General features: G+C 63.8%; 24 protein-coding genes. 10 read left to right on the forward strand and 14 right to left on the reverse strand.

The genetic code is table 11. The annotated features are described in order from the left end of the window. Positions 1 to 4: 4 nt before the first annotated feature. Both R4P65_RS24250 and R4P65_RS24255 read right to left on the reverse strand, forming a co-directional pair. Positions 5 to 457 carry a MaoC family dehydratase gene (locus R4P65_RS24250; protein ID WP_317828429.1) on the reverse strand — a complete coding sequence of 151 codons (453 nt, stop codon included), beginning with the start codon at positions 455 to 457 and terminating at the stop codon, positions 5 to 7. A 41-nt stretch (positions 458 to 498) separates the two neighbouring features. Continuing rightward, positions 499 to 1,026, reverse strand: coding sequence for a cupin domain-containing protein (locus R4P65_RS24255; protein WP_317828430.1), 528 nt, complete (start codon positions 1,024 to 1,026; stop codon positions 499 to 501). Between the two features lie 150 nt (positions 1,027 to 1,176). On the opposite strand from R4P65_RS24255, the gene R4P65_RS24260 reads away from it, so the two are divergent. Both R4P65_RS24260 and R4P65_RS24265 read left to right on the forward strand, forming a co-directional pair. After that, entirely contained in the window at positions 1,177 to 1,749 is a 573-nt protein-coding gene (locus tag R4P65_RS24260; protein WP_317828431.1) for a helix-turn-helix domain-containing protein, read from the forward strand. 115 nt (positions 1,750 to 1,864) lie between these two features. Next, a complete protein-coding gene (locus R4P65_RS24265) occupies positions 1,865 to 3,742 on the forward strand; it encodes a DUF2339 domain-containing protein (protein WP_317828432.1) in 1,878 nt (625 codons plus the stop codon). Here R4P65_RS24265 and R4P65_RS24270 read toward each other — a convergent pair. The 3 genes from R4P65_RS24270 to trmB are packed head-to-tail and all read right to left on the reverse strand — an operon-like array spanning position 3,717 to position 8,147. After that, positions 3,717 to 6,674: an MMPL family transporter gene (locus tag R4P65_RS24270; RefSeq protein WP_317828433.1), complete on the reverse strand. Its 2,958-nt coding sequence runs from the start codon at positions 6,672 to 6,674 to the stop codon at positions 3,717 to 3,719. The two genes, R4P65_RS24265 and R4P65_RS24270, sit on opposite strands and share 26 nt — an antisense overlap. 10 nt (positions 6,675 to 6,684) lie before the next feature. Continuing rightward, positions 6,685 to 7,392: an NYN domain-containing protein gene (locus tag R4P65_RS24275; RefSeq protein ID WP_003945733.1), complete on the reverse strand. Its 708-nt coding sequence runs from the start codon at positions 7,390 to 7,392 to the stop codon at positions 6,685 to 6,687. After that, the gene (gene trmB / locus R4P65_RS24280) at positions 7,389 to 8,147 is read right to left on the reverse strand and encodes a tRNA (guanosine(46)-N7)-methyltransferase TrmB (protein WP_230814981.1); all 759 of its coding nucleotides are present in this window, start codon (positions 8,145 to 8,147) and stop codon (positions 7,389 to 7,391) included. The genes R4P65_RS24275 and trmB overlap by 4 nt, the downstream gene beginning before the upstream one ends. A gap of 199 nt (positions 8,148 to 8,346) precedes the next feature. Between trmB and R4P65_RS24285 the strand changes: the two genes are divergently transcribed. The 6 genes from R4P65_RS24285 (at position 8,347) to epsC (ending at position 14,840) form a co-directional block, all read left to right on the forward strand. Then, positions 8,347 to 9,243, forward strand: a complete 897-nt coding sequence (locus R4P65_RS24285) for a hypothetical protein (protein ID WP_317828434.1) — start codon at positions 8,347 to 8,349, stop codon at positions 9,241 to 9,243. Further along, the gene (locus R4P65_RS24290) at positions 9,236 to 10,576 is read left to right on the forward strand and encodes a hypothetical protein (RefSeq protein ID WP_317828435.1); all 1,341 of its coding nucleotides are present in this window, start codon (positions 9,236 to 9,238) and stop codon (positions 10,574 to 10,576) included. Before R4P65_RS24285 ends, R4P65_RS24290 begins: the two co-directional genes overlap by 8 nt. A gap of 133 nt (positions 10,577 to 10,709) precedes the next feature. Next, on the forward strand, positions 10,710 to 11,048 hold the full coding sequence (locus R4P65_RS24295; protein WP_230814984.1) for a DUF6802 family protein: 339 nt from the start codon (positions 10,710 to 10,712) through the stop codon (positions 11,046 to 11,048). 277 nt (positions 11,049 to 11,325) lie between these two features. Beyond that, positions 11,326 to 13,155: a phosphoenolpyruvate carboxykinase (GTP) gene (locus R4P65_RS24300; RefSeq protein ID WP_317828436.1), complete on the forward strand. Its 1,830-nt coding sequence runs from the start codon at positions 11,326 to 11,328 to the stop codon at positions 13,153 to 13,155. A gap of 165 nt (positions 13,156 to 13,320) precedes the next feature. After that, positions 13,321 to 14,256, forward strand: a complete 936-nt coding sequence (gene cysK / locus R4P65_RS24305) for a cysteine synthase A (protein WP_003945916.1) — start codon at positions 13,321 to 13,323, stop codon at positions 14,254 to 14,256. A 5-nt stretch (positions 14,257 to 14,261) separates the two neighbouring features. Beyond that, complete coding sequence (gene epsC, locus R4P65_RS24310; protein WP_317828437.1) at positions 14,262 to 14,840, forward strand: serine O-acetyltransferase EpsC; 579 nt, start codon at positions 14,262 to 14,264, stop codon at positions 14,838 to 14,840. 58 nt (positions 14,841 to 14,898) lie between these two features. Here the strand turns inward: epsC and R4P65_RS24315 are convergent, their stop codons facing one another. Genes R4P65_RS24315 through R4P65_RS24325 form a run of 3 tightly spaced genes read right to left on the reverse strand, consistent with a single transcriptional unit; the run spans position 14,899 to position 17,144 of the window. Continuing rightward, positions 14,899 to 15,207 (reverse strand): hypothetical protein, encoded by a 309-nt coding sequence (locus tag R4P65_RS24315; RefSeq protein WP_317828438.1) that lies wholly within the window; start codon positions 15,205 to 15,207, stop codon positions 14,899 to 14,901. 28 nt (positions 15,208 to 15,235) lie between these two features. After that, positions 15,236 to 16,195, reverse strand: a complete 960-nt coding sequence (locus R4P65_RS24320) for a cation diffusion facilitator family transporter (protein ID WP_133727633.1) — start codon at positions 16,193 to 16,195, stop codon at positions 15,236 to 15,238. Positions 16,196 to 16,205: 10 nt separating this feature from the next. Beyond that, positions 16,206 to 17,144 carry an alpha/beta hydrolase gene (locus tag R4P65_RS24325; protein ID WP_317828439.1) on the reverse strand — a complete coding sequence of 313 codons (939 nt, stop codon included), beginning with the start codon at positions 17,142 to 17,144 and terminating at the stop codon, positions 16,206 to 16,208. A gap of 148 nt (positions 17,145 to 17,292) precedes the next feature. On the opposite strand from R4P65_RS24325, the gene R4P65_RS24330 reads away from it, so the two are divergent. Beyond that, positions 17,293 to 17,814 carry a TetR/AcrR family transcriptional regulator gene (locus R4P65_RS24330; protein ID WP_411742585.1) on the forward strand — a complete coding sequence of 174 codons (522 nt, stop codon included), beginning with the start codon at positions 17,293 to 17,295 and terminating at the stop codon, positions 17,812 to 17,814. Between the two features lie 317 nt (positions 17,815 to 18,131). On the opposite strand, the gene R4P65_RS24335 is transcribed toward R4P65_RS24330, so the two are convergent. The 5 genes from R4P65_RS24335 to R4P65_RS24355 all read right to left on the reverse strand — a co-directional run bounded on the left by R4P65_RS24335 (position 18,132) and on the right by R4P65_RS24355 (position 23,742). Beyond that, complete coding sequence (locus R4P65_RS24335) at positions 18,132 to 19,577, reverse strand: aldehyde dehydrogenase (protein ID WP_317828441.1); 1,446 nt, start codon at positions 19,575 to 19,577, stop codon at positions 18,132 to 18,134. A 4-nt stretch (positions 19,578 to 19,581) separates the two neighbouring features. After that, complete coding sequence (locus R4P65_RS24340; RefSeq protein WP_317828442.1) at positions 19,582 to 20,751, reverse strand: hypothetical protein; 1,170 nt, start codon at positions 20,749 to 20,751, stop codon at positions 19,582 to 19,584. Between the two features lies 1 nt (position 20,752). Further along, positions 20,753 to 21,940 carry a phosphotransferase family protein gene (locus R4P65_RS24345; RefSeq protein WP_317828443.1) on the reverse strand — a complete coding sequence of 396 codons (1,188 nt, stop codon included), beginning with the start codon at positions 21,938 to 21,940 and terminating at the stop codon, positions 20,753 to 20,755. A 139-nt stretch (positions 21,941 to 22,079) separates the two neighbouring features. Then, complete coding sequence (locus R4P65_RS24350; protein WP_317828444.1) at positions 22,080 to 22,967, reverse strand: ROK family protein; 888 nt, start codon at positions 22,965 to 22,967, stop codon at positions 22,080 to 22,082. A gap of 4 nt (positions 22,968 to 22,971) precedes the next feature. After that, positions 22,972 to 23,742 (reverse strand): class I SAM-dependent methyltransferase, encoded by a 771-nt coding sequence (locus R4P65_RS24355; RefSeq protein ID WP_317828445.1) that lies wholly within the window; start codon positions 23,740 to 23,742, stop codon positions 22,972 to 22,974. Between the two features lie 173 nt (positions 23,743 to 23,915). On the opposite strand from R4P65_RS24355, the gene R4P65_RS24360 reads away from it, so the two are divergent. Further along, positions 23,916 to 25,130 (forward strand): glycosyltransferase family 4 protein, encoded by a 1,215-nt coding sequence (locus R4P65_RS24360; protein WP_075832338.1) that lies wholly within the window; start codon positions 23,916 to 23,918, stop codon positions 25,128 to 25,130. On the opposite strand, the gene R4P65_RS24365 is transcribed toward R4P65_RS24360, so the two are convergent. Then, entirely contained in the window at positions 25,077 to 26,816 is a 1,740-nt protein-coding gene (locus R4P65_RS24365; protein WP_317828446.1) for a hypothetical protein, read from the reverse strand. The two genes, R4P65_RS24360 and R4P65_RS24365, sit on opposite strands and share 54 nt — an antisense overlap.

Raw genomic sequence — 26,816 nt, forward strand, 5'->3', positions numbered from 1 at the left:
CCTTTCAGTGATACGCGCGGGTCAACATCTCGGCGACGCACACGGGCTTGTCACCGTGTTCTCGTTCGAACGTCTGCGTCACCGTGATCTGGACGCCGCCGCTTATCGGTTCGACTTTGCTCAACGTCGCACGCATGCGGACATGAGAGCCAACCGGTAGCGGAGCAGGCAACCTGACCTTGTCGAATCCACAGTTGAGGGCAAACGCAAAACCCTCGAGCGAGAACATCGCGTACGAGAACTTGGGGCCGAGTGAGAGCGTGTAGTTGCCGTGCGCGATCGTTCCGCCGAATGGTGACTCATTCGCGCGATCCACATCGACGTGAATCCACTGATCGTCGCCGGTGACCCGGGCGAACTCGTCGATGGACTCCTGGGTGACCTCGTGCCAGTCGCTGACGCCCAACTCCTGGTTCAGGTTGGCGGTGAGGTCTTCTGCTCCGGTGAGTACGAGCATGGATCTTCCTTTCAAGGTTGGGATAGCGAGTTGCTTGGGATTCAGTGACTGTCGATGCCGAATCCCACACCGTGCGTCTGTGCGATCTCGGCGGTGGCCACGAGATCGAATTCGATCCCGAAATCTGCTTCCACCCGCGCTGCAACCGATTCGGCTGCGGCACCTGCTTCGGCCAGTAGTTTCGGCATCAGTTCGAACAGGTCTTCCATCCCTCCAGGCGTGATTATTTCGAGAATCCGGGCTGGAGCGTCGTCGGGATTCCACACTGCGTGCCACTGGCCACGCGGTTTGAAGATCATGGCGCCGGTCTCCGCGTAGACGACCTCGTCTCCGACCATCACTGCGACGCGGCCACTTTGAACCACCGTGTACTCGTCTTCCCGGCTGTGGCGATGGACCGGCGAGGTCATCGAATGCGGAGCGATGCGGTGTTGTACAAGAGAGAATCCTCCCTCGGTTTGTTTGCTTCGAACCATCATCCGGACGCCGGTGGCCGCGAGAGTCCCGGCGAGATCTACGTCCGGCCCGAGGACGGTCGTCGTGGTGTGGTTTGTGGAATCCGGTGACATCGATTTGGTCCTTTGTCGTCGTGAGCGTCGTTGGCCGCGCTCCGGTTTCGATTCTCGAATCATGTACCAATCGGTCTAGTGATGCAAGGTTTTGGAGATTTATGCACTTCAAGTGTTGTTGATATGTGTACTGATCGGTATGTTGAACTTATGTCTACGAGGGATTTGTTGGTCGATGCCGCTGCCGACTTGTTGCAGCGGAAGGGGTACGCGGGAACGGGTGTGTCGGAAGTGCTCTCGGCGAGCTCGACCACCAAGGGGTCTTTGTACTTTCACTTTCCCGGTGGCAAGGAAGAACTCGCAGGCGAGGCTCTGAGGCGACGCGGTGAGGCAATGGCCGATTTCATCCGGCATCTGCTGGAGAGCTCACCCGATGCCGCCACCGCGATCTCGGCATTCGCCGCCGCACTGGCTGCGCGTTTGTCGGATTCGGATTACGAACGTGGATGCGCCCTGGCTACGGCAACACTGGATGCCGCAACCGAATCCGAGGTCATCCGTGGCGCTTGTGCGGACGGATACAACTCGTGGCTTGTGTTGTTGGCTCAGCGCCTCGAAGCCGACGGCTGGTCTCGCGAGGACGCAGAGTCCGAGGCTGTTCTCGCTCTGTCTGCACTCGAGGGTGCGCTGGTGCTCGCTCGTGCGCGTCAGGATCCCGCTCCGCTTCACACTTCGGGTCGGCTTCTGTCCGAACGATTGCGGAACGCAGCACCTCGGCGATAGTGGGCGATAGTGCCCTGTCAGTCGAGGGTGCTGTCAGTCGAATACGAGAAGTCCCCACGCTGATCGAGTAGTACTACTCATCTGATCGGTTCGGCCGAACAGCAAGCTCATATTCATGACTACACCGAGCTCTCCCGCCGTCGATCCGCGATTGGTGACAGCCCTCTCGGCCGAGTGCGACAGCATCGGCCGACAACTGCGTCACATGTGCCAGAACCTGTCGATACTGCAGACTCAGCTGGTCTCGACCACCGTGCCTGCGCCCGCGCCGGTAGTTCCGGCGCCGGTAGCTTCTGCTCCCATAGTTCCCATGGCTCCGGTACAGCCGATGCAGCAAGTCCGCCCTCAGCAGAGCGTGCCCGCGTGGCAGCCGCCGACGTATCCGGTTGCGGCACCTCGCCAGCCCTGGTGGCAACGCGACGGCGTCATCAGTCGACTCCTGGCCGCGGCCGGTGTTGCCGTCACGCTGATCGGCGTCGTGATGCTGCTGGTACTTGCAGCGCAGGCCGGATTCTTCGGACCGCCGCTGCGGGTGCTCGGTGGTGCACTCCTTTCCGGCGCCTTGGTATTTGCCGGGGTGCGGGTCCACGGACGCCCAGGGGGCAAAGTGGGGGCAATTGCCCTGACTGCCACCGGTTTCGCAGGGATGTACCTCGACGTCGTCGCAGCCTCCGTTCTCTACGGTTGGGTGACGACACCGCTCGCGGTGGTGATTGCCTTCGGAATTGCCGCCGCCGGCGTTGCCCTCGCCGTGAAATGGGAATCCGAATCACTGGCGCTCATGATCGTTCTCGGCGCTGCGGTGCTCGCTCCTGTACTGACGTCGGGAATATCGTTGACCCTCATCGGTTTCCTGTTCGCGATCCAATCGGCGACGTTCTCCGCCCAGCTCGGTCGTGACTGGAAGTACCTGGGGATGGCGCGCACCGTACCGGTGGTTCTCGCACTGCTCGTAGCGATAACGTCGGAGTCCATCTTCAACGAATCCGGTAACAGTGCAGTGCAATTGGTGATCAGTGCCGGCGTGGTTGCCGTAGTGGGCGCCGGCTGCGCGATGGCTGTGCAGTGGACGGGTTCGCCCTCGCGCGGCGGAGTTGCAGGGGCGTGGTCCACCGCTACCTTTGTTGTCTCGACCCTTCCGCTGATGAGCGTCGGCGCCGTGCTCGGGCGTACCGAATCCGCTGTGCTGTACGGAATTGCAGCGGTCCTCCTGCTTTCCGCCGGAGCGTCCGCAAAGCCTTTGCCGACGCAACTGCGATTCGGACTGGGCGCAACCGGAGCCCTCGCATTGTTGCTCTCCTGCTTCTCCGGGGCGACGGAATCCCTGGTCGTGCCGCTGATCCTCACGGCCGGGATGATCTTCCTCGGAGTCTCGCTGTATGCGGGTTCGCGCTTCGTCTTCGCCCTCGGAACCGCCTTTGCGGCAATCGGATCGATCGGATACCTCACGACGGTTCCGCCGGAAGCGTTGACGACCGCCCGTGCCGCATCCATGCAACTCGGTGCGATCACGGCGCTCTCGAGCCTGACGGCGATAGGCGCCCTGGTGATGCTGGTCTGGGCGATTCACCGACTGAAGTTGATCGCCGATTCAAACGCAGCGGTCTTGTGGGCAGTCGCAGGGTTCGGTGTCCTCTACGCGGTGACGTGCGCGCTCGTCTCGTCCGGCGTCGAAATCTTCGACAGTGGAACCGGATTCGTCGTCGGGCATAGCGTCGCAACCATCGTCTGGATGCTTGCCGCCACGTCAGCGCTGGTGCTCGGATTGAACAACCGTCAGCATGCTCGCGTCCTGCTCGGAGCCGGGCTTGCTCTCACCAGCGCAGCAGTGGCAAAGCTGTTCCTCTTCGACCTGGCCACACTCAGTGGGCTGGTGCGCAGCGTTGCCTTCCTGGTGGTCGGCTTGCTGCTCCTGCTGGTCGGGACACGTTACGCACGAGCCTTTGCCAAGCAGGAGCAGGAGCAGGTCAGCTTCGCTTCTGGCGAGCGATGAGCTCGCTCACGCTGATGGCGCCTGCGTCGTCAGGTCGGTGCCTGCCGGTGGCGTTGTCGTCGCCGTCATGGGTGGCGTCCGAAACTCGGGGCTCGTTGGCAGACGAAGGCGCATCCGTGAAAACCCCGTTACGACGCTCCGGAGCGGTCGGTGGAAGCGGCGACTGGGGGGTCGCCTCCACCGAGGTCGGGGCCGAGCCGTTGGTCACGGAGCCGTTTGTTGCAGAGCCGGTGGCAGCACCGTTCCGGCTCGAGCCGTTGGTACCTGAACCGTTGCTACCTGAACCGTTGGTACCTGAAGCGCTGCTAGCCGAACCGTTTGTACGCGAAGGCGTCCGGACCACCGGCAGCGGTCGTGAGGCCGGGGGAGTCTGTTCCCGAGCCCGCAGGTCCGACAACCAGCTTTCGATGGGACGCTCGGCCGGCGCAGCGGGCGTGGGGTTCCTGCGCTTGTCGGTGGTGTTCGGTTGCGGTCGGTACGAAGGATTGGGGACCGGTGCCTCGATCAAGTTCTGGGGCGCGCTGGCTGCACTCCCGATATCGAGACGACGTCGCGGTGCCGGCTTCTCCGCGGCAGGTGCATCCGTGTTCGGTGCCTTGATCGCCATCTCGCTGAGCGGAATGGGCTCGGTGAGAGGATCGGGAACACGAGGTCCGCTTTCCGGCTGTACAGCCGGGGCAGGCGGCGGCATGACCCGAGACGTTGCTTCGATCTTGCGCGGTTGCCCCGGTCCGGCGATCGCACCGACAGGCGCGATCTGCGGGACGTTCGCGAGCACAAGCTCGTTGTCGAGGATCGGTTCACCCAGCCCGATCTTCTGCTGGATCCGCTTCATCCAGGCCGGAGCCCACCAGCAGTCGTCGCCGAGCAGTTTCATGGTCGCGGGGACCAGGAACATTCGGATCAGTGTGGCGTCGATGATCAGCGCAGAGATCATGCCGTAGGAGATGTACTTCATCATCACCAGATCGGACAGGCCGAATGCGCCGGTGACCACGATCAGGATCAGTGCGGCAGCGGTGATGATTCGGCCGGTATGTGCCGTGCCGATTCGGATGGATTCGGTAGTACTCGCGCCCTGCGCTCGCGCTTCGACCATGCGGGAGAGCAGGAACACTTCGTAGTCGGTGGACAGGCCGTAGACGATCGCGATGATCAGCACCAGGACGGGAGACATGATCGGTCCCGGTGTGAAGTTCAACAGACCGGAACCGTGCCCGTCGATGAAGATCCAGGTCAGGATTCCGAGCGTCGAACCCAGTCCCAGGGCGCTCATCAACGCAGCCTTGATGGGCAGGACAAGTGAACCGAACGTCAAGAACATCAGCAGGGTCGTCAGCAAGATGACGGACACGACCATCAGCGGCAGACGGTCGAGCAATGCGTCGACGCTGTCCTGCTCGATGGCCGGAGTACCGCCGACCAGCACAGTTGTGCCCTCGGGCCAGTCCGCAGATCGCAGATAGTCGATGGTGGGACGTGCCTCGTTGCGCTCGGTCAGACCGGCTTTGAGGACGTTGACACCGTCCTTGGTCGCAACTTCCGGGGTGAACTTCTCGACCAGGCCCGGCGCAGCGTTTGCGGTCTTGGAAATTTGACCGAGAGTGGTGTTGTCGGCGCCCTGGATGACGAGTCGGACGGGTTCGGTGCGATTGCCCGGGAAGAGTTCGTCGAACTGCGCCTGCGCGACACGAGTGGGGCTGTCCGGGGGCAGGTACGTCTCGTTGATACCGCCGAACTTGATCCCCGTCAGCGGGATGATCATCAGCAGTAGAGCCGCGACGATCGGGACCGCAACCTTGAGCGGATGCTGCATGACCCAGCGTGTCAGCTTGCCCCAGAAACCATTCTCGATTTCCTCGTTGGTCTTGGTCTGGCGCAGCTTCTTGAAGGTCAGCGCGTCGATCCGCTTGCCGAGAATGCCGAGAATCGCGGGAAGAATCGTGATGGACGAGATCGCGGCAAGCATGACAGCAGCGATGGCGCCGTAGGCCACCGATTTGAGGAAGCCCTGCGGGAACAACAGCAGACCGCCGAGGCTGACGGCAACCATGGTCGCCGAGAACATGACCGTTCTACCTGCCGTCATGACCGTTCGGCGTACTGCGGTCGGGGTGTCGTACCCCTCGGCTATCTCTTCTCGGAAACGGCTGACGATGAACAATCCGTAGTCGATCGCGAGGCCCAGACCGACCAGAGAGACCACGGGCGCGACAAAGGCGTTGACCTCGGTGAAGTTGGTGATCAGTCGAATGATGCCGTTGGCGCCGATGACGGTCAGACCGCCGACGATCAACGGGAGCGCGGCAGCGACCACGCCACCGAAGACGAAGAACAGCAGTACACCGACAGCGGGAATCGCGAGCATTTCCATGCGCTTGATGTCGTTGGCCATCGTGTCGTTGAGCGAATTCGCGACAGGTTGCAGGCCGGCGAGTTGCACGTCGACACCGTCGATGTAGAACTGCGACTCGACGTCGCGGAAGTTGTTGGACACCGCGGTGTCGTTGTCGCCGGCGATCGCGATGCTGGTGACCGCGTGTTGCTTGGTCTTGTCCGCCAGCGCCGCCACCGAGAGACCGTTGTCGACCTTGAAGTACGAGCCGTTGATCTTCGTGATCTGGTCGGGGTTGTCGGCAACGAGCCGCTGCAGGTTGTCGATGACCTTCGCTTGGAACTCGGGGTCGTCGACGGTCTTGCCCGCCGGCGCTGTGTACAGCGCCAGAACGTCACCCGTCGTGCTGCGTCCGAACGTGCCGTCAGCGAGTTTTGCAGCCTCTACCGATTCCGACCCTGGATCGTCCCAACCGCTCTGGCTGAGATGATCCTGCAGGCTCAGGCCGTACGCAGCGAGCCCGAGGAGCCCCGCCACCATGACAGCGATGACGGTGAAGCGGGCTCGATAGACGATGCTTCCCCAGCTGGCGAACACTGATCAACTCCTACTCGGCAACACTTTTTCGCCCGATGAGCAGGGCAGAAAGCGGTCGGAACGGCTGCAACCAGGCGCCCTCGTCGGGCAGGGTGTCCAGGCTTACCCGTGGCAGAGGCTCACGGAAGACACCCGGGATGTCCTCGAGATCGACGAAATCCAAGATATCGGACGAGACAGCCCAGCTGGCGTGTTCGCGGAACCCGAGAACCTGGACCGGGATGCCGGTTGCTGCGATGTCCTCGAGAGGTTCGCGGAACGCTTGGCCGTCGGCAGACGCGACCATGATTCCGGCGAGGCCCTCGCCGTACCGGAGCGCGATGTGCTCGAGCATGTCCGAATCGACATCGCTGTCTTCATCGACCTTCGGCTTGGCGAACACCGCGAAACCCACGTTACGCAAGGCTTCGACCCAAGGACGGACGACGTCGGCGCTGCCGGAGGCGATGTTGGTGAAGACCGTCGCTTCGGGCTCGAGCGTGCCACTGTTCTGTGCGGACAGTTCGGCGGTGCGGGAGAGCAGCCAGCGGCCCAGTGCGTCGAATCGTGGCCGGTAGGCGGCGGTTGGCCGGCCACCGAGGATGGCGCCGAGGCCCATGTCGAGGTTAGGGGCGTCCCAGACCAGAAGCACCCGCTTGGGGTGGCGGGAGTCACGACCGAAGTCGAGAGGAGATTCCGACGACGTCACGTCGTCGGATAGCTGTTCGCTGACGCTCATGCTCTGATCTTCCCCCATATAAGCTCGGTGATTGCACTTCCGACCTTATGGGCTTTGTCCTCGAACTTGGTGACGGGACGCTCGTGGGTCATCGGAGACTCCCAGTCGAGTGCCGTCAGCAGCGGCTCGGCATTGCCGGCTTCTTCGATCCATTCGGCATACTCGGCATGATCAGTTGCCACGTGCAGGACTCCGCCGGGCTTGAGGCGGTTGGCGATCAGCGCGAACGTCGGTCCCTGCAGGAGGCGACGCTTGTGGTGGCGGGCTTTGGGCCACGGATCCGGGAAGAACACCCGGACGCCCGTCAGGGACTCGGGGGCGACCATGTTCTCGAGCACGTCCATCGCGTCACCGCGTAGTACGCGGACGTTGGGAATCTCTTCGCGTTCGACCTGCTGGAGAAGCTGCGCGAGCCCCGGGCGGTACACCTCGATCGCGACCAGGTTCACGTGCGGTTCTGCCTTGGCCATAGCGGACGTCGCGGTGCCGGTACCCGAACCGATCTCGATGATCAGGGGTGCTTCGCGTCCGAACCAGGCGTTCGCGTCGAGCGGTGTGTCCGAGACGTCGGCGCCGATGAGCGGCCACTGACGGTCCCAAGCCTGCTGCTGTGCGTCGGTCAGCGCACCCCGGCGAGAGCGAAAGCTGGTCACTCTCGGATGGAGACGGGACCCCTTGGCGTGGTCCGTCTGCCCCGTGTCAGGGGTCTGCGGTGCATGCTGATCGGCTTCGTTCACGAACCCATTGTCACGCATGGCCCCCGTTTAGCGCAGACGGGTCTGAAGTTTGAGTTGAGACTTTCCACGGAAAGTCCTGAATCCGCCGACTTCGGACAGTCGGCGAAAGGGCGGTGTCACCTGCCGTCCTTGCCGAGAACCTGACAGAATCTCACCGACACGATGGGGACGTGGGGTGGGGATGAACACAGGATTTGCATGCAGCAATTGGTCACGAATGTTGCCCGCAGAATCGCTCGACGACGCCTGCGCGGAGCCGATCGACCGGCTGCGCGCTCTGGCATACCGGCTGGCGTCGATCGATTCGGGAGCCGCAGAGGCGGTTCACTCCGTGCTCGGATCGCTGACCGCACCGCTCGAGTTGGTGGTCGCGGGACGAGCAGGGGTGGGGCGGTCGTCGTTGGCCCGGGTCCTGGGGCGCGATCAGCGGTTCTCGCGCAGAGTTGTCGGTGCACCGGTTGTGGTGACCGAGTCGCGGGCGTTCGACGTCCCTGGAACGTCGAACCCTGATCTGGGTCATCGTTGCGTTGTCTACGTGGTGGTCGACGCGGTCCGCGAAGTCGACCGCCGAGCGATCGCCCGAGTCTCGGATCAGGCGGTGGTCGCTGCAAACAAGGCCGACCTGTTCGGACCGCGCTGGGACGAGGCGCTGGGACGGGCCGCGGAAATCTCGGAGACCGTCGGCGTGCACACGGTTCCGGTGGAGACGCTGACCGGACGCGGCGTCGAAGAGTTGTTCGCGGCTCTCGGACCTGTCCTGGAGGCGCAGTGGTGGGGCCGGGTCGATCAGATCGGTCCAGCGCTGACGCGATCTGCCTCGCGCAGCACTGCGGGCAGGGACGAGATCGAGTTGTATCTGAGTTCGGACTCCGCAGTGTTGTTCGGCGCCGCGGCGGCGATGATGAGTCCCGAAATTCGAGGTCTGTGTCAAGGCGAACCTCCCGATCCTCGGACGGCTGACGGCGCGGGCACGTGCAGTCGGTGGTGGGGCGAGCTCGTCGACGAGTCGGAAGAGGCTCCACAACAAAGGATTTCACTGATTCGCCGCGGGTATGTGCGTCGATGGGCGCAGCTCGGGGGCGATCGCTCTGCTCCGGCGGTGACCGATGAATAGCGTTTCGGTACTTCCGGATTCGATTCTGCGTGTGGTGCAACGATGGAACCCGTCCTCCGATCCGGGTCGCCTCGTCGGTGGTGAATCATCCAGTGGCACTCGCATTTACGTCGTCGGGCCACAGAGATGTGGTCGGGAAGACATCGTGCAGATGTTCCGTGCTTCGGGCGAGTGTTCGATCGTGGCACGTGAGGTGGACGCCGACGTCGTACTTCTGGTCGTCGATGCTGCCAGCGTGATCGGTCGCGAGGATCTTCTTCTGCTCGACGACGCAGCAGAAAGCGGAACGCCGGTGGTGGTGGCGTTGACCCGCGTTGACGTCTACCGAGACTGGCAGGCTGTGCGCCGGCGTGATGTCGAGGTTCTTTCCTCTCACTGCACCGCTTTTGCCCAGGCATCGATCGTTCCGATTGTGCCTGGTCAGGAGCAGACGCTCGTTGCCGTCGTGAGCCAGGTGGCACGTGAGAGGCAGGCGGGTGACTCGGATTCCGGCGTCATAGCGCAGACGCGCCGGATGATCGAGGTGGAGATCCGGAATCTGCGTGACAGCGTTCCGGGTGCTGAACTGCGGGCCGAGCGATCGCGACTGCTGGCAGATCGTGACGGTCGGCGAGGCGAACGACTGGTGCAGGTGCGAAGCCGACTGCAACGAGCGCGTGGGGATCTGTCACAACAAATCGCCGAAGCAACCCGGGCGACGGTCGCAGGGGCACGTGGCTGGGTCGACACGGCCTCGCGAGCCGAATTGGGCAGCGTACCGATGCGGTTGCAGCACGAGGTCGACCATCACACGCGGGTAATCGATGCCGCGATGGCGGCAGCTGTCGAGGTGGCGGGTGCGACCGGATACATGCCTTCCCCACGGATTCCGGAGGACCCGCCGGGCCGTCAGCGCGGAAACGAGGACCGGGTGACAATTCTTGTCGGCGCGTCCGCGGGTCTCGGCCTCGGCCGTATCGCGGTGACTCCGCTGGAGATGATTCCGGCATTGGAGTTCGCGAGTATCCCCGTGACGTTGGTTCTGGGTGGCGCCGCGGCCTGGTGGTTGGCGCGAACTCGCGGGCTGATAGCGGATCGCGCCCACTGCAGGTCGTGGATCGTCGAATCGATGTCGACGGTTCGCGCACAGTGGGAGCAGCGAGTCCAGAGCGTTCTGCTCGAGGCCGAGGCGGATCTGGGAGCGGCGATCATGGCGGAGAGCCGCGAGCAGTTGGCGTCGGCGCAGGCCCGAATCGCGGAGATCGACGGCGAACTTCGTGAGCTTGCCGCGGCCAGATCGGGTCAACTGACGTCGTGCGAGCGCGATCTCGCCGTATTGAACGCGGCCTTCTGACATTCCTCGAATTGAGGGTTGTTCACAGGGCCGCAATTTCACCCACGTCTGATCGTCGGAGTCTGGTAATACTGAGCGCACGGTTTCGGTAGGGGTTGCCGAAGCAGTAGGTCACCATCCAGCAGGGGGAGTAATGGACGCATTTCTGATCACGCCCGGACACATCGACGGGCACGAAGCCGAACCACTCGATCCGGGACGTATCGAGCCTGAGACTTTCGGGCCTTCGTCGGGACCGGTCGATGCCGGCGACCTGACTTTCGACGCCTTCGACCTGGACGGTGACGGAACGGTTGACAGCCGTGTCGTCCACTCCGACGACGCCGTCGTGATCGTGTCCGATTTCGATCGCGACGGTAGCGCCGATCGCCTCACGATGATCGAGTCGGACGGCGACTACTCGGCCTGGGAATGCCGTCGAGACGACGAAGGCTCCCTCGTGTGGCAGAAAATCGATGCCGGAGCGCTCTGAAAAGCTTCCGTTTATGTGCTCTGAGCGCCGGGTAGGCCCCTGAACACACCAACTGAATCGTTTCTGTGACATTTCTGACCGCACCCGATTACCTGCAGGTGAACAGCCAGCGTTAACCTCAATACATAGGACACCCGGCGTCCGTGAAATCCACGTGAGTGGATGACGCGGCTGGACCCCGTCGAGAGGGGGACACCGGGATCGACTGGTATCGGGGCGCTGCAGTTCGCATCCGGTGTCACAAGAACCCGGTTCCGGCTCACCCCAGGAGAGTTTGATGACCTCAGCGACCATTCCCGGTCTCAATGGAACTGACGGCACGCCCCCCACGGAGCACAAGGAACTGCTTGCATGGGTGCAAGAGGTTGCCGAACTCACCCAGCCTGACCGCGTCGTCTTCGCAGACGGCTCGGACGAAGAATGGGACCGACTGACCACGAAGTTGGTCGAGGCAGGAACCTTCACCCGCCTCAACGACGAGAAGAAGCCGAACTCTTTCCTCGGCAACTCCGATCCGTCCGATGTCGCGCGAGTTGAATCGCGTACGTACATCTGCTCGAAGGAAGAAATCGACGCAGGTCCCACCAACAACTGGATGGATCCGGCGGAGATGCGCACCCTCATGGGTGACCTGTACCGCGGTTGCATGCGTGGACGCACCATGTACGTCGTGCCGTTCTGCATGGGCCCCCTCGACGCCGAGGACCCGAAGTTGGGCGTCGAGCTCACCGATTCCGAGTACGTCGTCGTCTCCATGCGCGTCATGACCCGCATGGGCGGCAAGGTTCTCGACAAGCTCGGCACCGACGGATTCTTCGTCAAGGCGCTGCACTCGCTGGGCGCTCCGCTGGCCGATGGCCAGGAAGATGTCGCGTGGCCGTGCAACGACACCAAGTACATCACTCACTTCCCCGAGGATCGTGAGATCTGGAGCTTCGGTTCCGGCTACGGCGGAAACGCTCTCCTGGGTAAGAAGTGCTACTCGCTGCGTATCGCTTCGGCAATGGCGCACGACGAGGGCTGGCTGGCCGAGCACATGCTCATCCTCAAGCTGATCTCGCCCGAGGACAAGGCCTACTACATCGCGGCGGCATTCCCCTCCGCTTGTGGCAAGACCAACCTCGCGATGATCCAGCCGACCATTCCCGGATGGCGCGCCGAGACCCTCGGTGACGACATCGCCTGGATGCGTTTCGGTGAGGACGGACAGCTCTACGCCGTCAACCCGGAATTCGGTTTCTTCGGCGTGGCTCCCGGCACCAACTGGTCGTCGAACCCCAACGCCATGCGCACCATCGACCAGGGCAACACGGTCTTCACCAACGTCGCTCTGACCGACGACGGTGACGTCTGGTGGGAGGGCCTCGAAGGCGACCCGCAGCACCTGATCGACTGGAAGGGCAACGAGTGGACGCCCGAGTCGGGCACCCATGCGGCTCATCCCAACTCGCGTTACTGCACCCCGATGTCGCAGTGCCCGATCATGGCTCCCGAGTGGGACGACCCGAAGGGCGTGCCGATCTCGGCAATCCTTTTCGGTGGACGCCGCAAGACGACGGTTCCGCTGGTCACTGAGGCTCGCGACTGGCAGCACGGCGTCTTCATGGGTGCGACGGTCGGCTCCGAGCAGACCGCAGCAGCCGAAGGCCAGGTCGGTACGGTGCGCCGCGATCCGATGGCGATGCTGCCGTTCCTCGGCTACAACGTCGGTGACTACTTCCAGCACTGGATCGACCTCGGCAAGTCCGCGGACGCGTCCAAGCTCCCCAAGGTCTTCTACGTCAACTGGTTCCGCCGCGGCGACGACGGACGCTTCCTGTGGCCAGGCTTCGGCGAGAACTCTCGTGTCCTGAAGTGGATCGTCGAGCGCATCGAGCACAAGGCTGCCGGCATCGACACTCCGATCGGCGTCGTTCCCACCGGATCGGCACTCGACATCGAAGGCTTGGACGTGTCGGACGCCGACATCACCGAGGCCCTCGCGGTCAACATCGACGAGTGGAAGGCCGAGATCCCGCTCATCGAGGAGTGGTTCGACTTCGTCGGCGAGAAGCTGCCGACCGGCATTCGTGACGAGTTCGAAGCTCTGAAGCAGCGGTTGGCCTGATAAACCGCCCCCGTATGTAGTGGCCTGATGCCGCATTGGTTCAATTTGATGAACCGATGCGGCATCGGTCGTCTGTATGCCCTTGCCTGTAGCCGTAATGCAGTTCAGCCGTAAAGCAGTGATCAGCGAGCGGGTCGACACACTCGATCCTCAGGAGGACCAGATATGAGCGGGATCTACAACAACGTGACCGAATTGGTCGGGCGCACCCCGATCGTGCGGCTCAACCGTCTGACCGAGGGCCTGGACGCACAGGTTGCCGTCAAGCTCGAGTTCTACAACCCGGCCAACAGCGTCAAGGACCGGATCGGCGTGGCAATCATCGATGCCGCCGAGAAGTCGGGTGCACTCAAGCCCGGTGGCACCATCGTCGAGGGCACCAGTGGTAACACCGGTATCGCCCTTGCCATGGTCGGTGCTGCCCGCGGCTACAAGGTCATCCTGACCATGCCCGAGACCATGTCCACCGAGCGTCGCGTGATGCTGCGTGCTTACGGCGCCGAGATCGTCCTGACCCCGGGCTCCGAGGGCATGGCCGGTGCGGTCGCCAAGGCCAAGGAAATCGTCGAGCAGACCGAGAACGCCGTCTCGGCCAGCCAGTTCGCTAACCCGGCCAACCCGGCCATCCACGAGGCCACGACGGGCGAAGAGGTCTGGGCCGACACCGACGGCGCCGTCGACATCTTCGTGTCCGGCATCGGCACCGGCGGCACCATCACCGGCGTCGGACGCACCCTTCGCAAGTACAAGCCCGAGGTCAAGATCGTCGGTGTCGAGCCCATCGACTCGCCGATCCTCAACGGTGGCCAGCCCGGCCCCCACAAGATCCAGGGAATCGGCGCGAACTTCGTGCCCGACGTTCTCGATCGCGAGATCTACGACGAGATCATCGACGTCTCGTTCCCCGATTCCATCGAGGTCGCTCGCGCACTCGGCACCAAGGAAGGCATCCTGGGCGGCATCTCGTCCGGAGCCATCGTCTGGGCAGCACTCGAGCTGGCGAAGCGTCCGGAAAACGCCGGCAAGCTGATCGTGGCTGTCGTGTGCGACTTCGGCGAGCGTTACATCTCCACCCCGCTGTTCGAACACATCCGGGACTGAGACTTGTGAGTATCCTCGGGACAATTCGCGAGGACCTGCAGGCTGCGCGCGGTCAGGATCCTGCCGCGCGCAGCAATGTTGAGAACGCGCTCGTTTATTCAGGGCTGCATGCCATTTGGGCACATCGGGTTGCGCATCGTATGTGGTCCTTCCCTGCGCTACGCGGCCCGGCGCGAGTGCTCTCGCAGCTGACACGCTTCGTCACCGGCATCGAGATTCATCCCGGTGCCACCATCGGTCGACGGTTCTTCATCGACCACGGCATGGGCGTCGTGATCGGGGAGACAGCCGAAGTCGGTAACGACGTGATGCTCTATCACGGCGTCACTCTCGGTGGCCGCTCGCTCGAGCAGGTCAAGCGCCACCCGACTCTGGGTGACCGGGTCACAGTCGGCGCTGGTGCCAAGATCCTCGGACCTGTCGTCATCGGTGAAGGTAGCGCTATCGGCGCCAATGCCGTTGTCACCAGGGATGTTCCGGCCGAATCCATCGCGACGGGTATCCCAGCGGTGGCGCGGCCACGGACCACCAAGGAAAAACTGGTGGACCCGAACAGTTACATCGATCCTGCGATGTACATCTGAAGCACTCCATCTTCGATGGCCACCCTCGTGTAGACGGCGGGTGGCCATCGGCGTCTGTTCAGGCTCGCGTCAGGTGCCACCCGCGACGTCCCAGTACGACGGCCGTCGCAGCGCCCAATGCTGCTCCGATCAGGGGATAGCAAGCGAGAATTAGCCACTGGGGCGAGTTGTCTGGAAGCGCCATGTAGGAGATGTCCAGGCTCGACTCGTAGTCGCGACTCATCTGCACACCCCGGATCGGTTCGTAGGCACCCTGATAGACGATGGTCTTGTCTTGACTGGTCATCACGTCGATCAGACTGCCCACCAGGGGAATTCCCCCGACGACAAATCCCAGAACCGCCAGAATCACGATCAGTTTGCGCATCGCCCGAGCCTATCGCCCGGCCGGAAGTTCAGACTGTGATCGACGGTTCTTCGGGGGTCGAGAGGGTCAGGATCGCTCGCACGACGCGGGGACTCTGCTCGAGTGAGCGTTCGAGTTCGCGCAACGTGTGGGCCACTCGGGATTCCGCGTAGTCACCGACCAGATCGACGCTGGCCACCAGGTACACCTGCCGTGGCCCGAGGTATTCCATGCGTAGGAACGTGATTCGGTTGATTTCGGGTAGTTGGGTGAGAGCCTCGACGGCTGCTGCCCGCAGCGTCGGTGAGGCCTCTTCGCCGACCAGGAATCGGCGGTTGCGATCGATCAGGATGATCGCGATGACTCCGAGAAGTATGCCGACGAAGATGGAGCCGAGGGCGTCGGGGATCGGCGATCCGGTGATCTGGTGCAATAGAACACCGACGAACGCGATGACCAAACCGATAAGTGCCGCAGCGTCTTCGGCGAACACGGCCCGGGTCGTCGGGTCGGATGTGTTGAGCGCCTGGGCCATGACGTCGCGGTTCACGGCGGACGCTTCGGTTCGGAGTTGTTTGTACGCCTGCCGGAACGAGATGCCTTCGAGGATGAACGAGACGCCGAGGACTGCGTAGGCGACACCGAAGTCGGTGGCCGGTTCGGAATGGAACAGTTCCTGGATGCCGTGGGTGATCGACACACCTGCGCCGAGCGCAAAAAGTCCGAGGGCGGCGAACATCGACCAGATGTAGGCCTCCCGGCCGTACCCGAGTGGCTGATCTCGGTCGGGAACCCTTTTCGAGCGGCGGTTCGCGATCAGCAGCAGCACTTCGTTGCCGGTATCGGCCCAGGAGTGGGTGGCCTCGGCGACCATCGAGGCAGATCCGGTGACGATGGCGGCCGCGGTCTTGGCCCCGGCGATCAGTGCGTTCGCCGCAAACGCCAGTACGACTGTCGTGGTGCTCTCGTCGCCGTTTCCCGTCGGCTCGGCCTTGGGTTCGATACTCACGAACTTCAGGCTAGGCGGGTGACGACGGTTTCGTGTGGTGACGCTCGGCGACGGAGCGCAGCAGTGTGTCGACGGCGTCGTGGAACTGCGTCAGGCCCGGCTCTTCGACGGGAAAGTGCCCGCACCCGTTCAGCATCACGGATTCGGTGGGGGCGTTGATGCGGTGGAGGAACTGCAGACTCAGTTCGGGCGGTGTCCATCGGTCGTCGGCCGGGTGGGTGAGCAGGACGGGCGTCGTCCGAAATGATTCGGGCGCGGTGTGCTCGAACGAGAAGTAGCTGCTGAGGAATCCGAGTGGCACCCGAACACCGCCACCGCGCGGATCGGTTGCGCACAGCGTCGCAAGTTCACGGTTACTGCTCATGTTCGCGACGTCTGCGACCCAACGTATGGGCACGCGGATGCGGCCCACCAGACTTTCGGTGCGCCGCATCAGGGGAGCGCCGTAGACACCCATCGGGCCGAACCGCGCCGCGGCGGCCCTGGCTGACGGATTCGAGGGATCGAGCAGACAGGTAGCGACGACAGCGTCGGCCAGACCGGTCCGCGCGGCTACCTCGTAGGCCAGCAGACCGCCGATGCTGGCTCCCAGCAGTACCAGCGGCCGATCATCGGCTGCCTTCTCGGCCCGGACGAGATCGCAGAGGAGATCGACCCACTGCTCGTACCGGATGCCGGCGGGATCGGCTACGACGGTGTCGCCGTACAGCGGAAGATCGGGAAAGAGGACTTCGGCACCGAGTTTCACGCCGATCCCGGCGAACGGCCACAACGCGCCTGAGTAGCCGCCGGCGCCGTGGATGCCGAGAACACGAACCGGCGCGTCTGGAACCACTGCCCGCGCGACGTGGACGGTGTTGCCGTTCCACTCCCACCACGTCGGGGTCGGCTCCGGCATGTGGGCGGTGTACCGGTCGGGCATAAACTTCGAGTAATCGGCGCTGGTCACCTACACAATTCTCGGTACCGGCGTCGCGGCTGACAACTCGCATCGGAGGACCGTGTCGACTCGGCGGAAAAGGCCCTCCCAACAGCGCTCGAGGGCTACCTACGACGCGATCTTGGAGGCGGCTACTCGCGTTTTCGCGTCGGAGGGCATGGCGGCGACCACCAACCGGATCGCTGACGAGGCAGGGGTGTCGGTGGGCTCGCTCTACCAGTATTTCGGCGACAAGTACGAGATCCTCTCGGAGTTGGCGAACCGTCACGTGAGTGCTGCGCGGGAGAGTTTTGCGGTCTGCCTTGCCTACATCGTCGAGCGCGAACTCTCCCTGGACGAGGCCGTCCGGGTGTTGGTGGAGTGCGCGGTCGAAGTGAACAGTAAGCCGCGAGAGTTCTTTCACCTGCTCTACGATCAGGTTCCGCGTACGCGTGAGCTCATCGAGCAGGTCGAAGGAATGAATCAGCAACTGGTACTAAGTTTTTCGGTGTACTTGCAGAGCCGCGGTTTCAGCGCGGACGATGCGTTGTTGACGTCGCGGCTGACTGTGACTGCTGTGGACAGTCAGGTGCATCGGGTAGTGCTGGAATCGGATTCACCCGAAGAACTTCGAGTGCGAACGGAAGCCGTCGTGCGGCATACGAGATCGATGATCGCGTCTGCCCAGAACTTGCAGTGAAAACAGAGAACCCGCTGAGCGCGACGTGCGCTCAGCGGGTTCTGTTGTCCTGTCTCAGGAACCGAACGGAAGGGTTCCCGGCGGGATCTGGTATCCACTGCTGCCGACGGAGGCGCTGCCCCAGAGTGCGAGGAAAGCGTTGATGGCGTTGGTGAGCATATGAATGTCCTTTGTGAGATGACTGATTCGTTTTCGACGGTACCGGGTGGATCTGTGGATTCGCTGGGAGTTGGCACCCATTTCACGGGGCTGGCACCCGTTCCGGCAGGTCGGAACGGGTGCCAACTGTCAGCAAAGGGTGCCAACTCCCGGGTGGGTCAGCCCACGTAGCCGGGCGGCATGAGTACGGACTTGGTCTCGCAGAAGGCTTCGAGGCCCTCGGGTCCGTTCTCGCGGCCGATACCGGAGTTCTTGTACCCGCCGAACGGTGATCCGGGATCGAAGGCGTACCAGTTGATCGCGTAGGTACCCGTGCGGATCTGCGCGGCAACTTCGAGGCCGTGATCGATGTCGGTGGTCCACACCGATCCGGCGAGGCCGTAATCCGAATCGTTGGCGATCTTGATGGCCTCGTCCTCGGAGTCGTACGGAATCACCGAGAGAACGGGTCCGAAGATCTCCTCGCGTGCGATGGTCATCGAATTGTCGACGTCGGCGAAGATCGTCGGCTCGACGTACCAGCCCTTGTCCAGGCCGGCGGGACGTCCACCACCGAGTACGACGCGTGCGCCTTCTTCCTTGCCCTTGGCGATGTAGCCCTCGACGCGCTCGCGCTGCTTCTCGGAGATCAGCGGGCCGAGTTGTGCTGCGGGATCGGACGGATCGCCGACGGTCATGAAGCCTGCAGCGGTCTTCATTCCCTCGATGACCTCGTCGTAACGCGAACGGGGAGCGAGGATTCGGGTCTGAGCGACACAGGCCTGGCCGGTGTTCATCAGGCCGGACATGACGAGCATCGGCATTCCGGCGGCGATGTCGGCGTCCTCGAGGATGATCGCGGCGGACTTGCCACCCAGTTCGAGGGAGCAGCGCTTGAGGTTCTGCGCGGCGATGGCACCGATCTTGCGGCCGACGGCACTGGATCCGGTGAAGGTGATCTTGTCGATGCCCGCATGAGAGACCAGGTATTCGCCGGTCTCGGCTCCGCCGGGGAGTACCGAGATGACGCCTTCGGGAACACCTGCCTCGGTGAAGATCTCGGCGATCACGTGGACGGAGAGAGGGGATTCGGGCGCGGGCTTGAGCAGTACGGTGCAGCCGGCGAGCAGTGCGGGTGCCAGCTTGTTGATCGCCAGGAACAGCGGGACGTTCCAGGCCAGCACGGCGGCGACGACGCCGACGGGCTCACGGGTCACCTTGGTCTGCCCGAATGCGCCGGTGCGCTTCTCTTCCCACGCGAACTTGTCGGCCAGCTCGGCGTAGTAGCCCAGCGTCGCCATCGACGGGGTCTGCTGCATCATGCCGACCATGGCGGGCGGCTGGCCCATCTCGTTGGAGATGAGCTGGTTGATTTCCGCGCTGCGCTCTTCGATCAGCTTGGCGGCCTTGGCGAGGATCGCGCCGCGCTCGGCGGGGGTGGTGCGTGTCCACGGTCCCTCGAACGCCGCGCGGGCTGCGGACACGGCCGCGTCGATGTCTACCGGTGCTGCGATGGGACAGCTGCCGACGCGCTCCTCCGTTGCGGGAGAGAACACTTCGAGTACCTGGTCGGTGGCCGGGGCCACCCATGCTCCACCGATGTAGAGCTTGTCGTAGTCAGTCATCAATTCATTCCTCGGTGTTGTCGGTCGCCGCGAGGGCATACGCGTCGTCTGCCTGTGCGGTGTCGGTGAAACTGGTGAATCCGTATTTCTCGTGCGGTCCGATGGCGGCTACCTCGAAAAGGCCGGTGCCGGTATGGGTATTCGTGCCTTCGGTGAGCGTGAAGGACGCGAGGTTGTCGACGGGGGAGAACATGCGTTGGAACGGTTCGATCTCGTGGACCTTGTGGCGCAGTCCCTGTACGACGAGTTCGCCCTGCCACATTCCGTGACGCCAGTCCTGTTCGAGCCCGTAGCCGGTGCCGATTCCGATGTAGTTGGCCAGCAACAGTTCGCAGGTGACGGTGAGGACTTCACCGCCTGGCCGGTGAAAGGTGATGGTCGCTCCGGTGACGTCGCGGGTGTCGGGGCAGAACGTCAGTTCGTGTTCGGGCCGGCCGAGCCATTCGTTGTCCCTGGCTTCGTCCGGCCACACTCGCATGGCTTCTTCGACGATGCGCCTGCCCTGCTCGTCTTCCTGCATGATCACCGAGATCGTGAACTCGTCGAACTGCATGACCGCGTAGATCCAGAAGAAGTTCTGGATTCCGTCGACGGCGCGTCTGCCTTGCGGTTCGGCTTCTCCGACCGGACGCACACCCCACGAGCGGTCGCGGTTACCTCGCCATGTCTTCGGGTCGATCGCGAACTTGTCCCCGTCGACGATGAGCGATCCGGTCCACGTGCCGGTCTGCAGGAAGCGTGAGGTGTCGAACGTGACTCGTTCGAGTTGACGGCGAAAGTGCTTGGGCTCGAGCGCCGCCGGGATGGTGGCATCGAAGGTGATGTCGAAGGAGAGATCGTATTCGCTGCCCGCTTCGAGGACGACGCGGAGCTTCTGAAGTCCTTCCATCACTTCGATGCGCAAAGGTCCGACGGTGGTGTCGGTACGGTCGGCGCCCAGCGCCTTCGACATGCGAGCAACGATGTGGTCGTCACCGCGGCGAAGCACAGCGAATGCGTCCATGACGCCGAGGTTGGGGTACTGGCCGAGTCCGACGATGAGGAACACGTCGGGGGATTCGGTGGGGTAGCAGTTGAAGTAGTAGCGGTCGTAGAAGTTTCGATCCGAGGTGGCTACGTGACGGATCGGTTCGGCGATCTGGTGAACGGGATAGTCGTCCATCGGTGAGAGCATGTCAGGTGAGCCTCTCCCAGTAGGTACCGTCCAGCATGGCGGCCAGCGAAGCGCGGTGCATGATCATGTCGTCAGGGTCTTCGGGTCGCTGCGACTGTCCGAAAGCTATGGCGCGGGCCTGGATTCGCCACATGATCACCGCCTGGCGAAGTGCAGCGTACGTAACGTAGAACTCCAGATCGTGTGGGGTGCGGCCGGTGATCTCGGCGTAGGTCTGCGCGAGATCCGGCAGTCTCAGGAAGTCGGGAAGGCCGGGTAGGTTCGCCAGGCCGGCGATGTCCTCGAAGAACCTGTGCAGGAATGCCATCCAGCCCAGATCCATCTCCCGCGGGCCGAGAGTTGCCATTTCCCAGTCGAGTACGGCTACCGGCGCGAAGTCCTGGTACATGACGTTGCCGATGCGCGAGTCGCCCCAACAGAGCACCGCCGGAGAATCGTCCGCGGGATTGTTCTCCTCGATCCAGTCGAGGGCACGTTCGATGAGCGGTGATCTGACGCCGTCGGAAACCACCCACTCGTAGTACGCGCGCTGCTCGGCGATGTGCGCCGTGAATGCTTCTCGTGCAGTCGGTCCCGAATTGGGGAGTCGGAGGAAGTCGAAACGCTCACAAGGCTTGTCGATGTCATGCAATTGAGCCAGGACGTCGACCGAGCTGCGCTGGAGGGTCTTTCGTTGCTCGGGGGACGCTTCGGTGACCCACGATCCGAAGTTGTACGGCATGACGTCAGGTGGCACCTCGCCGGAGATGCGTTCCATCACGAAGAACGGCGCACCCAACGCGTCCGGGTCGGATTCGGACCAGTACACCGCAGGCACGGGCACCGCCGAGTGCTCGCGCACCTGTGCCATGGTGCGGAACTGGGATTCGAGGTCGTACGTCGGAAAGACCGGCATGGTCGATTCCGTCGGCGCTACCCGGGCGACCAAGGGATGATGATCGCCGTCCCAGGTGGCGTCGAAGAGAATGGTTTCGCTGGACATGCCGTTGGCTGCGGGCAAGGTGACGTCGGCGACGGTCACGGTCGATCCGGGCGGCACCTTTCCCGCCATCCACCGTTCCAGTCGTTCACGGAGGTCTTCGGTGTCGCGGAGGGAATCACTCGGTCGGGCGACCTGGGCGTGATGCTCGGCTTCTTCTGTCGAAGAAACGGTCGAGGCAACGTCAGATGAGGAAGCGTCTGGGCTCACGGTCACCTCCTTCCCATAGGTGTCACGCGCAGTGCCCGTAACGGTGTGAGTCAGAACACTAAAACACGTTACAGAAATTGGGAACAGGTGGCACCCGTTTAGTGGGACTCCCTGCGGATTTATCAGAGAAGAACGCGTGTCAGATCGCGGCGGTGAACGAGAGCAGACCTGCGCCGGTCAGAGTTCCGGCGCCACCCAGCTCGGCGGGAACGATCCGGAGCCCGGCGATAAAGGACAAACGGGCATGTCGGGCAGCCGCGTCGAGCATCGGTTGCCACAGCGGTGCACCCGACTGTGCGAAACCGCCGCCGATCACCGCGCGGTCCACGTCCAGGAGGGCGGCCGCAGAGGCGATGGCACCACCGAGCGCCGTTCCTGCGCGGCGAAGTGCGTCCACGGCGATCGTGTCCCCGCTGTCTGCGCTCTCGGCGAGCTGACGGCCCGTGGTACCCGTCCACCCCTGGCTACGAGCCCATCGCACCGCGGCGGGTCCACTTGCCACCGTCTCGAGGCAGCCGACGCCCCCGCAACTGCACGGTTCGGAAGAGCCTGGAACGACGAGGTGGCCGATGTGGCCCGCGTTGCCGGTTCGACCTCGCGCAATCTCTCCGCCGAGGACAATTCCGCCGCCGATTCCCGTCGAGACGACCAGGCTCAGGAGGTTCGGGGTTCCGCGTCCGGCGCCGTGGTGGAACTCCGCCAGGGCCGCTGCCGCCCCGTCCATGGCGAGGGCGGTTCCGGCGTCGGGAAAGAGGTTGCGGACGCCCGCTACCAGCTCGAATCCCTGTGCCCACTCGGTGATGTTGATGGGAGCGACGACGCCGGCGACGGTGTCCACCGGCCCGGCACACGCGATGCCCACACCGTCGACGGCGCGGCCGTCGGCGACTCGCTCGAGTAGCGCTGCGCACGCTCCCCACGGGCTGGTCTGCGGCGTCGGCACGCTGTCGAACACGGGAACACGGCCATCCTCGGATACGATGCCGGCAGCCATCTTGGTACCACCGATGTCGAGTGCGAGGCGCATGCCGCTATCTCTTTTCGAGAACCACGACGAGGTTGCTCACCAGGAACTCCCGCAGACCGGGGACTCGGACCATCCACCACGCCCACGACGGGTGGTAACGGGGGATCGCGGCGAGCAACGTTCCCTGGCCGGTTCCACGGGCCCAGCGTAAGCCGTCGGTGGCGCCGACTTTGAACAACGACACCCCGAATCTGTTCTTCGGTTCGCGTCCGGTCTTGCGGAGGTACCGCTTGGCCGCGTACTCGCCGCCCAGCGCGTGCCACGGCCCGGTTTCGTGGCCGCCGAACGGACCCCACCACAGGGTGTACGAGAGAACCATCAAGCCGCCGGGCTTGGTCACGCGCAGCATTTCCTCCGCCATCAGCCAGGGCTCACTGACATGTTCGGCGACGTTGGAGGAGAAGCAGATGTCCACGGACGAGTCCAGGAACGGCAGCGCCAAACCGGATCCACGCACCGCGCCTCCTACTTTCAGACCTGCCGCATGCATCTCCGAGGGATCGGGCTCGACGGGAATGTAGCGGGCACCGGCGGCCTGGAAGACCTCCGCGAAATAGCCCGGCCCGCCGCCCACGTCGAGGACGATGAGACCGTCGAGGGATCGTCCGGTGTGGCCTTCGTGCAGGTCCGAGATCAATTCGACGGAGTCGCGTGCGAGCGCACCGTAGAAGACGTCGGGTGCGGTCTGCTCGTGGCGGAAGTCGCTGAGCAGGCCGAACGAGCGTTTCAGGGTTGCCCGTCGGCCGAAAATGCGGGTCACTGCGGGCTTGGTCACGGGTAGCAACTTTAGCCACTGGGGTTCCCGGTCCACGAACACCGTCAGGAGCGCGGCAATACGGACGCTCGAACAGTTAGGGTGTTCGGCAGGGTTACCGGCCGGTCAGGCGGGGCATCCCGCAGGATCGCCCGAATCGGGGTGACCACCGACCAACTCAGGGAGTAACGCACGTGCGCGAGGTTCTGTTGCTCTGCTGGCGCGATACCGGGCATCCCCAGGGCGGTGGAAGCGAGCGTTACCTCGAGCAGGTCGGATCACAGTTGGCCGAGCGCGGTATCAAGGTGACGCTGCGGACGGCGTCGTATCCCGGGGCGCCCGCGTCGGAGGTTAGAGACGGCATCACCATCAGCCGGGCCGGTGGACGTTTCAGCGTGTACCCCCGCGCTCTGGCTGCCATTGCCGCCGGACGTCTGGGTTTCGGATCGCTCAAGGGCATTCGCCCCGACGCGGTGATCGACACCCAGAACGGCATCCCCTTCTTCTCGAAGACCGTGGCGGGTGCGCCGGTCACGCTTCTGGTCCATCACTGCCATCGTGAACAATGGCCGGTGGCAGGCAAGCTCGTCGGCCGGATCGGCTGGTGGGTCGAATCGCGATTGTCGCCGCGCACCCATCGACGTAGTCAGTATCTGACGGTGTCGCTTCCTTCGGCCGAAGAATTGGTGGACCTCGGTGTCGAGCGCGAACGAATTGCCGTGGTGCGCAACGGTGCCGATCGGCTCCCCGTCGGCGTCGACGCGGGTGGATCGATCACCAGGGCCGAGCGTCCCACCATCTCGGTTCTCTCACGACTGGTGCCGCACAAGCAGATCGAGGACGCGCTCGAGGCCGTCGCAGCTCTGCGTCCGACGCTTCCAGGCATCCATCTCGACGTCATCGGTGGTGGTTGGTGGGAGCAGAACCTGCGAGATCGGGCCGCCGAGTTGGGGATCGGTGACGCCGTCTCGTTCTACGGTCACGTCGACGAGGCCCGTAAACATGAACTCCTTGCGCAGTCGTGGATTCATCTCATGCCTTCACGGAAGGAAGGGTGGGGCCTGGCGGTCATCGAGGCTGCGCAGCACGGTGTTCCGACGATCGGCTACCGCAGTTCCAAAGGTCTGACCGACTCGATCGTCGACGGAGTGACCGGGCTGTTGGTCGGCGGTGAGCACGCCGGCGACGGCGACATCGCCGATCTGACGCAGGCGGCAGGCACCCTGCTCCGCGACCACGAACTCCGCACGGTGCTCGGTGAGAAAGCTCGCGTGTGGTCCGGCGAGTTCTCCTGGGAGCAGACCGGCACCGGAGTGCTCGAGGTGCTGACCGCACACAAGGACGGTCGGTGGGTCTCAGGACTGGCCGCGCCGCGCGAGTCGAATTCGGTTCTGGTTCAGTCCGACTGAGATCAGCGCGATCACGCCCATCAGTATCCAGGCGAGATGCGCAACTATGACGGACGTTCGGGCACCGGTCGACGCTTCCTGCGCGGCAACATCTCCCGGTACCCGGTAGAGCTCGAGATCGTTGTCGGCGAAGACCTGTTCCAAGCCGTCGAGTGTCGCTGCCGCCTTGCCCAACTGGCCTGGTGTCCTGCGCTCGATCAGTACCCATCCGACTCCGAGATCGGCCAGCTGCGTAGGACTCCCGCCGGCAAGCAGCAGATCCTCGACCTGGGTGGCCCGGGTTCCCTCGCCGCCGACCGCACCACCGGCAACCACCAGCTGGCCGGTCTGCAGCACGTCGAGGGGTAGGAAGCGTGGTGCTGGATCGAGTACCGGCGCATCACCGCTGTAGGGGAAGGCACGGAACATCCCGGCGGGAAGCACTGCAACGTCACCGGTTTCGTCTCGTAGTTGCTCGGCCACCACGGTCCAGGACCCGGGATAGTGCACGGGCTTCAACGCGCCGCCGACGCCCCACACCAGATCCGGTAGCGCCACGATCGTCACCACGACGGCGGCGATCGAGAATGTCGGGCGGGGAAGGGAGAACCGATTGCCCGCCCACATCACCGCGGCGGCGGCAGCGAGTGCGTAGAACGGTACGGCCAGCGCGACCCACTTCTGGGCGTCACGCAGTAGACCGGCGCCGGTGAACACCTCGACCGACCATCGGCCGACGTCGAGACCCCAGGGAGTGGCGCCCAGGGTCGGAGCGAGCACCGCAAACAGTGCCAGCGCGCCGAGTCCACTGACAACGGGGTTCCGGCGTCGGCGCCATAGAGCGGGCACACCGGCAAACACCACGACAAGCAGAAGAACTGTTCCGACCAACGCGAAGAGTGTTGTGCGAGTAGACGGTACCGCTGCCGAGTTCCAGATACCGCCGAGCCCGGCGAGGCTGCCGAGCGTCGCGAGTCCCGGTTCTGCTCGGGCGGCAAAGGCGGCGACTCCCGCCGGATCGGAACCGTCGCCTGCTGCTCCGGATACGAAGGTGGCGACCAACCACGGCGAGGCGGCGACGAGGAACAGCCCGATAGTGCCGCAGACACGCCGCATGGCCGAGGTTCGGCCTCCTGGGGTGGCTACCACCACCAGCGCGGCCGTCAGAGCGAGCAGGGCGCCGGTAGGTGTCAGGCCCGCGAATGCCAGTGACGCGGCCAACGCCCACCACGATCCGGGCGTTGCTCGGCGAACTCCGATTCCGGCACACACAATCCACGGCAGTGCGGCATATCCGGTTAGCAGACTCCAATGTCCTTGCAGTAGACGCTCGGCCACATACGGGTTCCAGAGCATCACCGTCGACCCGACGAGTTGTGGACCGAGACCGGCAGTCGGCAGCAGAACGGCAACCATGCGCGCCGCGCCCCAACCGGCGAGCCAGAGCGCCACGAGCAGGATGAACTTGACCACCAGTCCGCCGTCGATCACGGTGCTCAACGCTGCGATCAGCGCGTCCTGGGGAACAGCGCGGGCTGCGGCGTCGGTGAGTCCGAGGGCGGAGTCGGTCAGGTACGAGCGCGGCGTGCTGACGGCGTCGCGCAGCAGGAGGTAGCCGGGGCCGAGCAGTGGTCCGAGGATCAACAGTGCCAGCGCCAGGCTGTACGCCGTAGGCAGGTAACGGCGGTATCCGGCTTGCACTGTCAT

This window comes from Rhodococcus sp. IEGM 1318 (assembly GCF_033142465.1).
GTDB classification, from domain to species: domain Bacteria; phylum Actinomycetota; class Actinomycetes; order Mycobacteriales; family Mycobacteriaceae; genus Rhodococcus_F; species Rhodococcus_F qingshengii_B.